This window comes from Pseudomonas fluorescens (assembly GCF_002837185.1).
In the GTDB taxonomy this organism is placed as follows: Bacteria; Pseudomonadota; Gammaproteobacteria; order Pseudomonadales; family Pseudomonadaceae; genus Aquipseudomonas; species Aquipseudomonas fluorescens_AM.
In genome coordinates, this window is sequence record NZ_KZ477991.1 from 35828 (window position 1) to 52001 (window position 16174).

Here is a 16174-nt window from a genome sequence, read left to right on the forward strand (position 1 = left end):
CGGCGGTAATGCTATCGGGGGCAAGCCCCTCCCACCTTTGATCTCTTGTGTCGTAAAAGCTGCGCCCAAGTTGCCGAATCGCTTCAGTAACAGCGGTAACACCGCCATCGTAACAATGCGGTAACACATCCAATTGACTTCCCGTGTCCTCCTCACGACTATAGGCGTCCCGCTGCCGCCAACCCGGCGCTGAAGGGCGCAATCCAGGCCTTATAAGCACTGCTCTCAAGACAGTGCGCCTGTATAAACGAAGACTCACGCGCGTTACTCGCTGTTTCCAAGCGCCTGAACGAGGACCCTTTTCATGCCAGACATTACCCTGACCACCTTGCAGAGCCTCAAGCTCAGAGGTGAAAAAATCACTATGCTGACCTGCTACGACGCTACCTTCGCCCACGCCAGCTGTCAGGCCGGGGTCGAGGTGTTGCTGGTAGGCGACTCCCTGGGCATGGTGCTTCAAGGGAATGACAGCACGCTTCCCGTCACCACCGACGAGCTCGCGTACCACACCGCCAGCGTCAAGCGTGGCAATGACGGCGCGTTTATCATCGCCGACCTGCCGTTCATGGGGTATGCCACCCTCGAACAGACCTTCCAGAACGCCGGCAAACTGATGCAGGCGGGCGCACACATGGTCAAGGTCGAAGGCGCCGTATGGCTCGCCGAGTCGATCCGACTGCTGGCTGAGCGCGGCGTCCCGGTATGCGCGCACATGGGCCTGACGCCGCAGTCGGTCAACCTGCTCGGCGGCTACAAGGTACAGGGGCGCAATGAAGCCCAGGCACGCCAGATGCGCGCCGACGCCATTGCTCTGGAACAAGCCGGCGCCGCGATGATTCTGCTGGAGTGCGTGCCCAGTGAACTGGCCGCCGAAATCACCCAGGCCGTCAAGATACCGGTGATCGGCATCGGTGCAGGCGCCGCCACCGATGGCCAGGTGCTGGTGCTGCACGACATGCTCGGCTTGTCGATCAGCGGCCACGTGCCCAAGTTCGTGAAGAACTTCATGGCCGGCCAGGCCAGCATTCACGCCGCACTGAGCGCTTACGTCAGCGAAGTCAAAGCCGTGACCTTTCCCGGCACCGAACACGGGTTTTCTGCATGAACACCGTTAAAACCCTACGTGAACTGCGCGCCGCCGTGACCCACGCGCGCAGTACCGGCAAACGCATCGGCTTCGTGCCGACCATGGGCAACCTGCACAACGGCCACGCCACCTTGGTGACCAAGGCCGCGCAGCAATCGGATTTCGTGGTGACGAGCATTTTTGTCAACCCGCTGCAATTCGGCGCCGGCGAAGACCTGGACAAATACCCGCGCACCCTTGCCGCCGATCAGGAAATGCTGCTGCAAGCCGGTTGCAACCTGCTGTTCGCGCCCACGGTCGAGGAAATGTACCCCGACGGCATGACCGGCCAAACCCGCGTCAGCGTTCCGCAGCTGTCCGAAGGCCTCTGCGGGGCCAGCCGTCCAGGGCATTTCGAAGGCGTCGCCACGGTGGTCAGCAAGCTGTTCAACATGGTCCAGCCGGATATGGCCGTGTTTGGCCAGAAGGACTATCAGCAACTGGCGGTGATCCGCGCCATGGTGCATGACCTGAACATGCCGATCCAGATCATCGGCGAGCCGACCGTCCGCGCAACTGACGGCCTGGCGCTGTCATCGCGCAACGGTTATCTCACCCAGGAGCAACGCGCAATTGCCCCCGTGCTGTACCGCAGCCTCAGCCAGATGGCCGAAGCCATCAAAAGCGGTGAGCGTGATTTCGCCACGCTGCGCGCCGAGCACATCCAGCAGATCGAAGCCGCCGGCTTGCGCATGGACTACCTGGAAGTGCGTCACGGCGTGCACTTGCGTCCGGCCACGCCCGAGGACCGGGACATTGTGATCCTGGTTGCGGCCTATCTGGGCGCGACACGCCTGATCGACAACCTGCACCTGAACCTCAACTGACCCTTCTCGACACCCCGCCGATTGCCTTCATCGCTGTGCCGGTATAAAAAAGTACCGGCCACAGCGCAGACAAAGCCAAGACATATCGACACGCTAGGTTTAATGTAATCGCCCTGCGCTCCTGGTTAGCGCTGTCCGGACCCCGTCGCGTGTTAAAAGACTGGAGGTTCCGGGCTTTGAAGTGTCCTAAAGGCAGTCCCCGTAATAAAAGGAAACCCGCAGCGATGGCGTACTACCGCACCCCTCATGACGTTACCGCGCTGCCCGCCTGGCAAGCGCTCGATCAACATCGCCAAGCCATGCAGGATTTCAGCATGCGCGAAGCCTTTAATGCCGACCCCCAGCGTTTTTCCGAATTCACCCTGAGCAGCTGTGGGCTTTTCCTCGATTACTCGAAAAACCTGATCACCCGCGAAACCCGTGACCTGCTGGTGGGCCTGGCCAACGAAGTCGGCCTTAAAGACGCGATCAACGCGCTGTATGCCGGCGAGCCGGTCAACTCCTCGGAAGGCCGTCCGGCGCTGCACACCGCACTGCGTCGCCCGGTTGGCGACAAATTGTCGGTCAACGGCGTGAATATCATGCCCGACGTGCACAAGGTGCTGAACCAGATCACTGACCTGGTCGGCCGTATCCACGACGGCCTGTGGCGTGGCTACACCGAGAAGCCGATCACCGACGTGGTGAACATCGGCATCGGTGGCTCGTTCCTCGGCCCGGAACTGGTCTCCGAAGCGCTGCTGTCCTACGCCCACAAGGGCGTACGCTGCCACTACCTGGCGAACATCGACGGCAGCGAGTTCCACGAGCTGACCATGAAGCTGCGCGCCGAGACCACGCTGTTTATCGTTTCGTCGAAATCCTTCAACACCCTGGAAACCCTGAAAAACGCCCAGGCCGCCCGCGCCTGGTACCTGGCCCAGGGTGGCTCGGAAGCCGAGCTGTACCGCCACTTTATTGCCGTGTCGAGCAACAACGCAGCGGCCGTAGCGTTCGGCATCCGCGAAGAGAATATCTTCCCGATGTGGGACTGGGTCGGTGGTCGTTACTCGCTGTGGTCCGCGATCGGCTTGCCTATCGCCCTGGCGATCGGCATGTCCAACTTCAAGGAACTGCTGTCCGGTGCCTACACCATGGACCAGCATTTCCAGAACGCGCCATTCGAACAGAACATGCCGGTGCTGCTGGGCTTGCTGGGCGTGTGGTACGGCAATTTCTGGGGTTCGCAGAGCCATGCGATCCTGCCGTACGACCACTACCTGCGTAACATCACCAAGCATTTGCAACAGTTGGACATGGAGTCCAACGGCAAGAGCGTGCGCCAGGACGGTACGCCGGTCGCCACCGATACCGGCCCGGTCATCTGGGGCGGCGTGGGTTGCAACGGTCAGCATGCCTATCACCAGTTGCTGCATCAGGGCACCCAACTGATTCCGGCCGACTTCATCGTGCCGATCGTCAGCTTCAACCCGGTCTCCGACCACCACCAATGGCTGTATGCCAACTGCCTGTCCCAGAGCCAGGCGCTGATGCTCGGCAAGACACGCGCCGAAGCCGAAGCGGAGCTGCGCGATAAGGGCATCCCTGAAGCCGATGTGCAGAAACTGGCACCCCACAAGGTGATCCCGGGCAACCGTCCAAGCAACACTATCGTGGTCGAACGCATCAGCCCACGCCGCCTGGGCGCACTGGTGGCCATGTACGAACACAAAGTGTTCGTCCAAAGCGTCATCTGGGGCATCAACGCCTTCGACCAATGGGGTGTCGAGCTGGGCAAGGAGCTGGGCAAAGGCGTTTATAACCGCTTGACCGGCGCCGAAGAAAGCTCGGCCGAAGATGCTTCGACCCAGGGCCTGATCAACTACTTCCGCGGTCGTCACCGCGGCTGATCAACGACTGAACCGATAGCCTCGAAATAACCCCCGGCCTGTTCAGGCCGGGGCTGTTAAACTGCGCGCCCCCATTGTCCTCATTCCCCCGCAAGCAAGGCGCGCTCCATGACTTCCTTGAACCAGGCGCTGCGCGCCGCCCTCGACCATCGCCAAGACCTGATCAGTGAACTGCATGCACAAGGCACCGATTGCTACCGGCTGTTCCACGGCAGCCAGGAAGGCGCCGCTGGCCTGACGATCGATCGCTACGGCCCGCAATTGCTGGTGCAAAGCTTCCACCAATCGCTGCAAAACGCTGATCTGCTGGACCTGCACCAACTGATCAGCCAATACATGGGCCTGGAGCTGCTGCTGGTGTACAACGACCGCTCCCGTGGCAACTCACGGATCGACCGTGAAGACAGCGTGTACCGCGCCGAACCTGCCGCACTGGAGGATCTGGTCGGTCACGAATGGGGCCTCAACTACCGTGTGCGTGGGCGGCATGCCGGGCAGGACCCGCTGCTGTTCCTTGACCTGCGCAACACCCGTGGCTGGGTCAAGGACCACAGCGCCGGTAAAAGCGTGCTCAACCTGTTCGCCTACACCTGTGGCGTAGGTTTGAGCGCGGCGGCCGGTGGCGCACGAGAAGTCTGCAACCTGGACTTTGCCGAGGGCAACCTCGCCGTGGGTCGCGAGAACGGTCTGCTTAACCCGCAGTTGCCGACCATGGCCTTCGTACAGTCCGATTACTTCCCGGCCATTCGCCAATTGGCCGGCCTTGCGATCACTCAGCGCCGTGGCCAGAAACTGCCGAGCTATCCGCGCCTGGAACAGCGCCAGTATGACCTGGTGCTGCTCGATCCGCCCGCCTGGGCCAAAAGCGCCTTCGGCACCGTCGACCTGTTGCGCGACTACCAAAGCCTGCTCAAGCCCGCACTGTTGGCCACCGCCGATAATGGCGTGCTCATTTGCTGCAACAACCTGGCGAAAGTGAGCATGGATGACTGGCGCGAACAGGTGCTGCGTTGCGCGGAAAAAGCCGGTCGCCCCGTGCGCGAGTGGCAGATCATGGCACCGGGAGCGGACTTTCCATCGAAAGACCAGCAACCTCCGCTGAAGACCCTGATCCTGCAATTGTAGGAAGTTTCCCAGACCTGGCTGTTCTTCGGAACCGAAATCACGTGCCATACTCCAAGGCACTCCTGTTCGACATAGATGGCTGTCACCCATGCCCAAAGGATTGATCCGCGCCATCGGCGCCTTGTTGACCGCCCTTGCTGTGTATAGCTTGCTGGGCTTTCTGATTCTGCCCGGCATTGCCCTTCGTATTGCCAACCAGCAGTTGGCCAATTACGCAACGGTGCCGGCGCGTATCGAGCGTATCGAACTCAACCCGTTCAGCCTGGAGCTGACGCTATGGGGCTTGAAGATCGGTGACCCGGGCAAGGAACAGCTGGGTTTCGAGCGCCTCTATGCCAACCTGCAGATCGACAGCCTCTGGACCCGCGCCCTGCACCTGGCCGATGTTCAACTCGAGCAACCCAAGACCGAATTGCTCTTCGACAAATCCGGCCAGTTGAACCTGGCGCAATTGTTCAAATTGCCCCCAAGCGAGCCAACCCCCGCCGACCCCGACGCCAAGCCTTTCCCGCTGCGTATCGACAGCATCAAGCTGGCGGGCGGCTATGTGCATTTTCGCGACCTGCGCCCCAGCGAACCCATCGAATTTCTCTACGACAAACTCGACTTCGAGCTGAAAAACCTCAGCACCTTGCCGGAAGACAACGCCGACATGACCTTGGTGGCCGCTGGCCCCCAGGGCGGGCAGATCGACTGGAAAGGCAACTTCAGCCTGGTGCCGATCACCTCCGAAGGCTCGCTGAAAGTCACCGACGGTCAAATGAAAGCCTGGTGGCCGTATGTACGCGATGCCGTGCCGTTGGTGCTTGAGGACGGTGTGCTCAATTTCAGCACCCACTATAAATTCAGCCTGGCCAAAGAGACCGAACTGAACCTGACCAATACCACCGCCAGCATTGCGCCCTTTGCAATCAAGGCTCCGGATGGACGGCCATTGGCACGCCTGGAACGCCTGGACGTCAGCGAGACCACCGTGGACCTGGCCAAGCAACACGTGGTGATTGGCAAAATCCGCAGCAACAAACTCGAAACCTGGGCGGCCCGGGAGGCTGATGGACAACTGGACTGGCAGAAACTGTTCGCCAGCCAACCCGACAAAACGGCCAGGACGCCGGAGCCGGCCTCCGCGCCCGCGACTGCCGACTCGCCTGAAGCGCCACCGGCGGCGCCGAACAAACCGTGGCAAGTGCTGCTCAAGGACGTGCAACTGCGCAACTACCAGGTGCACCTGGCTGACCGCCAGGCCAAACCTGCGGTAGCCCTGGAGCTGGGCCCGTTGAACGTCGATGTGCAGAACTTCGACAGCCTCAACCAGAGCCCTTTTACCTTGAAGGTCGACACCGGCCTGGGCAAGCAAGGCAAGATCCAGGCAACCGGCGAGGTCAACCTGAATCCGGTCAGCGCCAGGCTCAAAGTGAACACCCAGGACATCGACCTGCGCGTCGCGCAGTCCTATGTCAGCCCGTTCATCCGTCTGGAACTGCGCAGCGGCATGCTGGGCAGCAACCTGGATGTCAACCTGAAAAGTACCGAGCCGCTGACCCTGCAAGTCACCGGCCGCGCGCAAGTGGATCAGTTGCACACGCTCGACACCCTCAAGTCCCGTGACTTCCTCAAATGGCAGCGCCTGGTGCTGGAAGGGGTCAATTACCAACATGGCGACAGCCTGTCGATCGACAAGGTCAACCTGCTGCAACCCTATGCGCGCTTCATGATCAACGAGGACCGCACCACCAACATCGACGACCTGCTGATCCCGCAGCCGGCCGACGGCGGCACCCAGTCGTCAGCCAAACCGGCAGCGAGCAAAGACAAGCCATTGGGTATCCACGTCGGACAGATCGCGATCAACGACGGCTCGGCCAATTTCGCCGACTTCAGCCTCACGCCCAACTTCGCTACCGCCATTCAACAACTCAACGGCCAGATCGGCACCATCGACAGCCGCCAGGCCAGGCCGGCCAGCGTCGACATCAAGGGCAAGGTGGACCGCTATGCACCGGTGACTATCAAGGGCAGCGTGAATCCGTTTGACCCTATGGCGGCGCTGGACATCGCGACCAGCTTCAAACGTGTCGAGTTGACCACCCTGACGCCGTACTCAGGCAAATTCGCGGGCTTCCGAATCCGCAAAGGTCGTTTGAACCTGGACTTGCATTACATGATCACCAAAGGCCAGTTGAAGGCTGAAAACAAGGTGGTGGTCGAGCAACTGCAACTGGGGGAGAAAGTCGACAGCGCCGATGCCGTGGACTTGCCGATTCGTCTTGCGGTTGCTTTGCTCAAGGACAGCAACGGTAAAATCTCCATCGAGCTGCCGGTAAGTGGTGACCTGAACAACCCGCAATTCAGTGTCATGCCGATTGTGTGGCAGACCCTGCGCAACCTCGTGGTCCGCGCAGCGACGGCGCCCTTCAAGTTCATCGGCGGGCTGGTCACCGGCGGCGGTTCGCAAGACCTGGGCAGTGTGTCGTTCGCGGCGGGCTCCAGTGAACTGGATAAAAACGCCGAAGGTGCCCTCAACACGCTGGCCAAGGCACTCAAGGAACGCCCTGCCCTGCGCCTGGAAATCGAAGGCACCGCAGCGGCCAGCAGTGACGGCCCGTTCCTGGCCGCGCAACGACTGGAGCGTGAGTACCAATACAATTACTACAAAATCCTGCAGCGTCGCGGCGATAAAGTCCCGGCCCAGGCGTCATTGCTTGTCGTGCCCGAGAAGGAAAAAGCGCCTCTGCTGGAAGGCATTTACCGCACCCGCCTGAAACAACAGCCACCGGCCGAATGGAAAGGCCTGGGCGATGATGAGCGCGCGGCCAGGCTCAAGGACGGCGTGATCAAGTTCTGGAGTGGCAGTGACGTGCTTCTGCGCCAGCTCGGCCAGGACCGGGCCAGTACCATCAAGGATTACCTGGTGGACAAGGCTCAGCTGGAAGACGACCGCGTGTACTTCATTGATGCGCAACTGGGACAGGCGGAAAAAGATGGTCGGGTGGTGACGCCGATGCATCTGGATGCCGAGTAACCAAATGTGGGAGGGGGCTTGCTCCCGATGGCTCTAGGTCAGTAAGTGATAAATTGACTGATACACCGCCATCGGGGGCAAGCCCCCTCCCACATTTTTTGCTCCTCGCCCGGCAAGCTAGAAAGTGCCGTGCATTTGGGACAGACGGAGACAGTCGGGTGGTAACGCCGATGCATCGGGTTGCCAAGCCCCCTCCCACTTTTTTTGCTCCTCGCCCGGCAAGCTAGAAAGTGTTATGCATCTGAGACAGACGGAAACGGTCGGGTGGTAACGCCGATGCATCGGGTTGCCAAGCAACCAATTGTGGGAGGGGGCTTGCCCCCGATGGCGGTAGGTCAGTCAACGATATTGTTGACGGGTACACCGCTATCGGGAGCAACCTCCTCCCACATTTCAATTCCTTGCTTGGCCGGCAAATTATCGCGCCCCAAATAGAACAGGCCCCGACACAAGTGCCGGAGCCTGTAATGACCACATCCGTGTGGTCGGTCGCATGAACTCCAGAGGTGCCTTGGGTGGAAATCTAACTCACCCTAAGCCGCCGCCATTCAGTTCAGACGCGATCTGTAGTGTTACTGAGCTTTCAGGCCATCGGCCGATACAGCTTTAACGCCTTTGATTTTCTTGGCGATCGCTACAGCAGTTTCTTTCTGCGCAGCAGTTACAGCCGTTGGGGACGACAGGGATACGACGCCTTTGTTGGTTTCAACCTTGATGTCGGTGCCAGGGATACCTTTCTCGGTAACCAGGTCCGCTTTTACTTTAGTGGTGATCCAGGTATCGCCAGTCGCCTCGCCAGCGTTATGGGCTGCACCTTTGGTTTTGTCGATACCGTCAGCCTTGGTAGCGCCGCCAGCCAGCAGGCCGTCAGCAGATACAGCGGTCACGCCTTTGATTCTCTTGGTGATCGCTACGGCAGTCGCTTTCTGCGAGTCCGAGACGGCTACTTCGGAGGACAGGGAAACCACACCTTTGTTGGTCTCAACCTTGATGTCCGAACCTGGAATGCCTTTTTCAGTCAGCAGGTCAGCTTTGACTTTGGTGGTGATCCAAGTATCCGAAACGCTTTCCTTAGCCTGGGTGGCTTCGCCGGCCGCCAAAGTCATAGGGGCTTGGGAAGTCTGAGCAAAGGCTACGTTAGCACCCATGGCCAGAGTCAGAGCGGTAGCAGTAGCGAGAGCGAACTTCTTCATACGAGTAACTCCTGTTTTATTAAAAGACTGCAGTACATAAATCTTGGTACTGCAGCGCTAACAGGGTTATTGCAGGCAGTGTGCCAAGTAGTGATACTCGAAAAAAGCCATATAAAACAATAAGTTATAGAAAACTAAGATTTTCGGAATCGTGCAACTTGCATGAAGCTGGTCATGCCTGCATGCAAGTTGCGGCTTTTGGGTCGGGCTAAACAGCTGATTCTGCTTCACTTTCTTGCGCTCATAAAAAAAGGACTCCGAGGAGTCCTTTTTTCAGCGTGACGCTTGCGGGTAATTAAACGCCCGAAGCCTTGGCTGCTGCTACGTCCTTGATGGACAGCTTGATACGGCCGCGGTTGTCCACGTCCAGCACCAGCACTTCCACTTCCTGGCCTTCTTTCAGAATGTCGGTCACTTTCTCAACACGAGCGTCGCTCAGCATGGAGATGTGAACCAGACCGTCCTTGCCCGGCAGGATGTTGACGAATGCGCCGAAGTCGACGATACGCTCAACCTTACCCACGTAGATCTTGCCGATCTCGGCTTCAGCGGTAATACCCAGGACGCGCTGGCGTGCAGCCTCAGCCGCTTCCTTGGTTTCGCCAAAGATCTTGATCGAACCGTCGTCTTCGATATCGATCGAAGCCTTGGTTTCTTCACAGATCGCACGGATAGTCGCGCCGCCTTTACCGATGACATCACGGATTTTGTCGGTGTCGATTTTCATCGCGATCATGGTCGGAGCATTTTCCGACAGCTCGGTACGCGACTGACCAATGATCTGGTTCATCTGGCCGAGGATGTTCAGGCGCGCTTCCAGGGCTTGGCCCAGGGCGATTTCCATGATCTCTTCGGTGATGCCCTTGATCTTGATGTCCATCTGCAGCGCGGTCACGCCTTTGGCGGTACCGGCTACCTTGAAGTCCATGTCGCCCAAGTGGTCTTCGTCGCCCAGGATGTCGGTCAGAATGGCGAATTTCTCGCCTTCTTTAACCAGGCCCATGGCGATACCGGCAACCGGTGCCTTCATCGGCACACCGGCGTCCATCAGTGCCAGGGAAGCACCGCAAACCGAAGCCATGGAGCTGGAACCGTTGGATTCGGTGATTTCCGACACCACACGGATGGTGTACGGGAACACGTCGGCCGCCGGCAGCATCGCGGCAATCGAACGACGGGCCAGACGGCCGTGACCGATTTCACGACGGCCAGCACCGCCCATGCGACCACACTCGCCCACCGAGAACGGAGGGAAGTTGTAGTGCAGCATGAACGGGTCTTTTTTCTCGCCTTCCAGGGTGTCCAGCAGTTGTGCGTCACGGGCGGTGCCCAGGGTCGCGACTACCAGGGCCTGGGTTTCACCACGGGTGAACAGCGCCGAACCGTGAGTCTTAGGCAGCACGCCGACTTCGATGTTCAGAGGACGTACAGTGCGGGTGTCGCGACCGTCGATACGTGGCTTGCCGTTAACGATGTTTTCGCGAACGGTGCGGTATTCGATTTCACCGAAGGCAGCTTTGACTTCGCTGGAAGAAGGCTGGCCTTCTTCACCGGACAGCTTGGCAACAACCTGATCCTTCAACTCACCCAGGCGAGCGTAACGGTCGGCCTTGACGGTGATGGCGTAGGCCTGGGAGATCGCGTCGCCGAACTCGGCACGGATAGCGCCCAGCAATGCGGTGGCTTCAGGCTGTGGAGCCCAGGTCCAGGTTGGCTTGGCAGCTTCGGCAGCCAGTTCCTTGACGGCGTTGATCACAACCTGGAACTCGTCGTGAGCAAACAGCACGGCGCCCAGCATCTGGTCTTCGGTCAGCTCTTTGGCTTCCGATTCAACCATCAACACGGCTTCCGAGGTACCGGCTACGACCATGTCCAGGCTCGATGCTTTCTGTTGCTCGTAAGTCGGGTTCAGCAGGTAGCCGGTGCTTTCGTGGAACGCAACGCGCGCGGCGCCGATCGGGCCGTCGAAAGGAATGCCGGAAATCGCCAGGGCAGCCGAGGTACCGATCATCGCAGCGATGTCCGGATCGGTTTTCTTGCTGGTGGAAACGACGGTGCAGACAACCTGCACTTCGTTCATGAAGCCTTCTGGGAACAGCGGACGGATCGGACGGTCGATCAGTCGGGAAGTCAGGGTTTCTTTCTCGGAAGGACGGCCTTCACGCTTGAAGAAACCGCCAGGGATCTTACCGGCAGCGTAAGTTTTTTCCTGGTAGTGAACGGACAGAGGGAAAAAGCCTTTGCTCGGGTCAGCGGTCTTGGCGCCAACCACGGTCACCAGTACGGTAACGTCGTCGTCAACGGTGACCAGCACTGCGCCGGAGGCTTGACGGGCGATACGGCCTGTCTCGAGGGTAACGGTCGACTGACCGAACTGGAATTTTTTGATAACCGGGTTCACGGTGTCCTACCTTCTTTGTGGCTCTTGGGGAACTTGTCTTCTTGCGAAATTCTTGGGCAACGTCGGGAATCGGCCCAACCCTTGTCCAGGGTAAAACGTGTATCCAGATAAAACTTGAGGCTGGGAGCCTGCCATGGATCAGCGGGAATCCCGCTGACACACGACAGACAACCAACCTCTAGCGCAATCGCTGATTAGCGACGCAGACCCAGGCGACCGATCAGAGCCTGATAACGACCCAGATCCTTGCCTTTCAGGTAGTCCAGCAGCTTACGGCGCTGGTTTACCATGCGGATCAGACCACGACGGGAGTGGTGATCTTTACCGTTGGCCTTGAAGTGACCTTGCAGTTTGTTGATGTTGTGGGTCAGCAGTGCAACTTGCACTTCTGGCGAACCAGTGTCACCAACAGCTTGCTGATAGTCAGCTACGATTTGTGCTTTTTCTTGAACGTCGAGAGCCATGAGGCAATCCTTTTTTCAGGAAACCACCCAGAGGGCAGTTTCAACAGGCCAGGGACAAATCCCTGTATCTAAAAATGAGTGTTGACCATGCCTGTTAACAGCCACACTCGTTCGGTCATTCTGACCGAATCAGTCGACGCGGCGCGATGCGCCCGTCTTCGCTCACTTCACCGATACCGATAAAGCGACCGTTATGATCCTGTACTCGCACCATGCCGAACTTCGGGGCATCCGGTGCGCGTACCGGCTGGCCGTTGAGCCAATAGAACGCGCTGTGCTCCGAGAAGTGCAGCAATGGCCAATCCAGCAAACCGCTGTCCGATGGCATCAGGAAGCGATCAACTGCTTCGTTGCCGCCTTCGGCATGTACCGCTTCGAGCTCTTCCAGCGTGACCGTCTGGGCCAGGGTGAAAGGGCCGGCCTGTGTACGTCGCAGTTCGGCAACGTATGCGCCACAGCCCAGTTGCTCACCAATATCTTCCACCAGGGTACGGATATAGGTGCCTTTGCTGCAGTCCACCGCCAATCGGGCCGTGTCACCTTCACAGGCGAGCAATTCCAGCCGGGCAATAGTAACAGAACGCGGTTCGCGCTCCACCACTTCACCCGCACGTGCCAGCTTGTAAAGTGGCTGGCCATCACGCTTGAGCGCCGAGTACATCGGCGGTATCTGGCTGATTTGCCCACGAAAAGCGGGTAAGGCAGCTTCAATATCGGCACGACCAACGGTCACATCGCGAACCTGCAGGACATCACCTTCGGCGTCGGCCGTGGTGGTGGTCTTGCCCAGTTGCATCAAGGTTTCATAACCCTTGTCGGAATCGAGCAGGTATTGCGAGAACTTGGTTGCCTCGCCAAAGCACAACGGCAGTACACCGGTGGCCAGGGGATCGAGGCTGCCGGTGTGCCCGGCCTTCTCGGCGTTGAGCAGCCAGCGGACTTTCTGCAACGCGGCATTGGAGGTAAAACCAATGGGCTTGTCGAGCAGAATGATGCCACTGACGTTACGGCGGATACGTTTGACCTGAGCCACCGCTTACTCCTTGGCGTCTTCAGGTGTGGACGGATGCTGGCTGTCTTCAGCCACGGCGCGCTCGATCAATGCCGACAGGTGCGCACCACGCACGACGCTTTCGTCGTAGTGGAAGTGCAACTGGGGAACGCTGCGCAACTTCATTTCACGGGCCAACTGCATGCGCAGGAAACCTGCGGCGGCGTTGAGCACCTTGATGCTTTGCGCGATCTCTTCGCTGTTGTCCTGGCCCATCACGGTGATGAAGATCTTGGCGTGACCCACGTCACGGCTCACTTCAACAGCGGTGATGGTGACCAGGCCAACGCGCGGGTCTTTGACTTCGCGACGGATCAGTTGGGCCAGCTCGCGCTGCATCTGATCGCCGATACGCTGGGTACGGCTGTATTCTTTTGCCATGTCTTGTTACCTGTTACTGCCACACGGTGAAACCCGTGGGGTCTGAAAGCGGCAAACGCCCGGCCTGACAAAAGCCAGACCGGGCGTTGCGTTTAGAGTCCGTACGCTGCGCGGGGCATCTGCATGCCCACACGCGACGTGGCTCCGGAAGTGCGCGAGTTAGAGGCTGCGAGCAACCTGAACCTTCTCGTAGACTTCGATCTTGTCGCCAGGCTTGACGTCGTTGTAGCTCTTGACGCCGATACCGCATTCCATGCCGGCACGTACTTCGGAAGCGTCATCCTTGAAGCGGCGCAGGGATTCCAGCTCGCCTTCGAAGATAACGATGTCTTCACGCAGTACACGGATTGGACGGTTACGGTGCACAGTACCTTCGATAACCATGCAACCGGCGATCGCGCCGAATTTCGGCGAGCGGAACACGTCACGCACCTCGGCGATACCCAGGATATTCTCCCGGACGTCGCTGCCAAGCATGCCGGTAAGGGCTTTCTTGACGTCTTCGATGATGTCGTAGATGACGTTGTAGTAACGCATGTCCAGGCCTTCCTGCTCGACAATCTTGCGAGCGCCGGCATCGGCACGCACGTTGAAGCCGAACAGTACAGCGTTGGAAGCCAGTGCCAGGTTGGCATCGGATTCGGTGATACCACCGACACCGCCGCCGACAACGCGCACTTGCACTTCGTCGTTACCCAGGCCGTTCAAGGCGCCGTTCAACGCTTCGAGGGAACCACGTACATCAGATTTGAGGACGATGTTGAGCGTCTTCTTCTCTGCCTGGCCCATGTTCTCGAAGATGTTTTCCAGCTTGCCGGCGTGAGCACGAGCCAGTTTGACTTCGCGGAACTTGCCTTGACGGAACAGAGCCACTTCACGGGCTTTCTTCTCGTCGGCAACCACGCTCATCTCGTCGCCAGCGTCCGGGGTACCGTCCAGGCCGAGGATCTCGACAGGGATGGAAGGACCGGCTTCCTTGATTGGCTTGCCGTTCTCGTCGAGCATGGCACGCACGCGGCCATAGTTCGAGCCGACCAGCACCATGTCGCCTTGACGCAGGGTACCGTCTTGAACCAGTACGGTTGCAACCGGGCCGCGACCCTTGTCGAGACGCGATTCAACCACAACACCGCGGCCTGGGGCCGATGGGGTTGCTTTCAGTTCGAGTACTTCAGCTTGCAGCAGGACCGCTTCGAGCAGTTCGTCCACACCGGTACCGACTTTGGCCGAGACCGAAACGAACGGCGTATCACCGCCCCACTCTTCGGAAGTCACGCCGTGAACCGACAATTCGCTACGGATGCGATCAAGATCGGCGCCCGGCTTGTCGATCTTGTTCACTGCAACCACCAGTGGAACACCAGCGGCCTTGGCGTGCTGGACAGCTTCAATGGTCTGCGGCATTACGCCGTCGTCCGCTGCAACGACCAGGATCACGATGTCGGTCGCCTTGGCACCACGGGCGCGCATTGCGGTAAACGCGGCGTGACCCGGGGTGTCGAGGAACGTGACCATGCCGCGCTCGGTTTCAACGTGGTACGCACCGATGTGCTGGGTGATACCACCGGCTTCGCCAGCAGCTACCTTGGCACGACGGATGTAGTCGAGCAGCGACGTCTTACCGTGGTCAACGTGGCCCATTACGGTCACAACTGGCGCACGGGAGAACGTCTCACCTTCAAACTTCAGGGACTCGGCCAGGGAATCTTCCAGGGCGGTGTCGCTGACCAGGGTCACTTTGTGGCCCAGTTCTTCGGCTACCAGTTGAGCAGTTTCCTGATCAAGCACCTGGTTGATGGTCGCTGGGGTACCCAGTTTGAACATGAACTTGATGATTTCAGCAGCCTTGACCGACATCTGGTTGGCGAGATCGCCAACGGTGATGGTCTCGCCGATCTGCACATCACGCACGACAGGGCCGGTTGGGCTCTGGAAACCGTGGGCGTTGCGTTTTTTCAGCTTGGCCTTGCCGCGACCACCACGACGGAAGCTGTCGCTTTCTTCGTCGGTGGTACGTGGGGCAACGCGTGGCGCAGGCGCTTTCTCTTTGACCGAGGCGCGATGCGGAGCGTTTTTACGCTCGCCATCACCGCCACCACCGCGACGATTGTTATCGTCGGCACGTGGTTTGTCCGGACGACGAGGTTCGTCGCGCTTGCGGGCGTCTGCTGCTGGAGCAGGTGCGGCAGCCACCGGAGCAGCCTCACGCACCGCTTCAACAGGAGCGGCGACCGCCTCAGTGCTGGCAGTTTGCGCAGCAGCAGGCTGGCGACGCGCTTCTTCTTCGGCGCGACGCTTGGCTTCTTCTTCAGCCTTCTGACGAGCAGCATTTTCTACTGCGCGACGTTCATCCAGCTCGCGTTTGCGCTCGGCTTCGATTTCTTCCGGGCTGCGCTGTACGAAGACTTTCTTCTTGCGTACTTCAACGCTGATGCTCTTGCTACCTGCAACACGCAGGGTGCTGGTAGTTTTGCGCTGCAATGTAATCTTGCGCGGTTCTTCCACTTTCGCCTTGTGGCTGCTTTTCAAGTGAGTCAGCAAAGACTGCTTCTCACTGTCGCTCACATGTTCCTCGGCGGCGGTGTGCGGCAGACCTGCCTCACGCATCTGCTGCAACAGGCGCTCTACCGGTGTTTTGACCTCATCGGCCAGTTGTTTCACCGTGACTTGCGTCATGCACTTCTCTCCTCAGGCC

Annotated in this window: 11 protein-coding genes; 5 read left to right on the forward strand and 6 right to left on the reverse strand. The window is 59.2% G+C overall.

Going from position 1 to position 16174, the window contains the following annotated elements:
- Positions 1 to 304 precede the first annotated feature (304 nt).
- From panB to CIB54_RS08640, 5 genes are all read left to right on the forward strand, one after another.
- Positions 305 to 1105 carry a 3-methyl-2-oxobutanoate hydroxymethyltransferase gene (gene panB / locus CIB54_RS08620; protein ID WP_101219523.1) on the forward strand — a complete coding sequence of 267 codons (801 nt, stop codon included), beginning with the start codon at positions 305 to 307 and terminating at the stop codon, positions 1103 to 1105.
- On the forward strand, positions 1102 to 1953 hold the full coding sequence (gene panC / locus CIB54_RS08625; RefSeq protein ID WP_101219525.1) for a pantoate--beta-alanine ligase: 852 nt from the start codon (positions 1102 to 1104) through the stop codon (positions 1951 to 1953). Before panB ends, panC begins: the two co-directional genes overlap by 4 nt.
- Positions 1954 to 2177: 224 nt before the next feature.
- Positions 2178 to 3842 carry a glucose-6-phosphate isomerase gene (pgi, locus tag CIB54_RS08630; RefSeq protein ID WP_065952184.1) on the forward strand — a complete coding sequence of 555 codons (1665 nt, stop codon included), beginning with the start codon at positions 2178 to 2180 and terminating at the stop codon, positions 3840 to 3842.
- Positions 3843 to 3950: 108 nt separating this feature from the next.
- Positions 3951 to 4967, forward strand: a complete 1017-nt coding sequence (locus CIB54_RS08635) for a class I SAM-dependent rRNA methyltransferase (RefSeq protein WP_101219527.1) — start codon at positions 3951 to 3953, stop codon at positions 4965 to 4967.
- A gap of 88 nt (positions 4968 to 5055) precedes the next feature.
- Entirely contained in the window at positions 5056 to 7989 is a 2934-nt protein-coding gene (locus CIB54_RS08640) for a DUF748 domain-containing protein (protein ID WP_101219529.1), read from the forward strand.
- A gap of 572 nt (positions 7990 to 8561) precedes the next feature.
- On the opposite strand, the gene CIB54_RS08645 is transcribed toward CIB54_RS08640, so the two are convergent.
- The 6 genes from CIB54_RS08645 to infB all read right to left on the reverse strand — a co-directional run bounded on the left by CIB54_RS08645 (position 8562) and on the right by infB (position 16155).
- Positions 8562 to 9182 carry a BON domain-containing protein gene (locus CIB54_RS08645; RefSeq protein WP_065952181.1) on the reverse strand — a complete coding sequence of 207 codons (621 nt, stop codon included), beginning with the start codon at positions 9180 to 9182 and terminating at the stop codon, positions 8562 to 8564.
- Between the two features lie 295 nt (positions 9183 to 9477).
- A complete protein-coding gene (pnp, locus tag CIB54_RS08650; protein WP_049711495.1) occupies positions 9478 to 11583 on the reverse strand; it encodes a polyribonucleotide nucleotidyltransferase in 2106 nt (701 codons plus the stop codon).
- 194 nt (positions 11584 to 11777) lie between these two features.
- Positions 11778 to 12047, reverse strand: coding sequence for a 30S ribosomal protein S15 (gene rpsO / locus CIB54_RS08655; protein WP_003176135.1), 270 nt, complete (start codon positions 12045 to 12047; stop codon positions 11778 to 11780).
- A gap of 115 nt (positions 12048 to 12162) precedes the next feature.
- Positions 12163 to 13080, reverse strand: coding sequence for a tRNA pseudouridine(55) synthase TruB (gene truB / locus CIB54_RS08660; RefSeq protein ID WP_003176136.1), 918 nt, complete (start codon positions 13078 to 13080; stop codon positions 12163 to 12165).
- Between the two features lie 3 nt (positions 13081 to 13083).
- On the reverse strand, positions 13084 to 13479 hold the full coding sequence (gene rbfA, locus CIB54_RS08665) for a 30S ribosome-binding factor RbfA (RefSeq protein ID WP_065883945.1): 396 nt from the start codon (positions 13477 to 13479) through the stop codon (positions 13084 to 13086).
- Positions 13480 to 13638: 159 nt separating this feature from the next.
- A complete protein-coding gene (gene infB / locus CIB54_RS08670; RefSeq protein WP_101219531.1) occupies positions 13639 to 16155 on the reverse strand; it encodes a translation initiation factor IF-2 in 2517 nt (838 codons plus the stop codon).
- Positions 16156 to 16174: the final 19 nt, after the last annotated feature.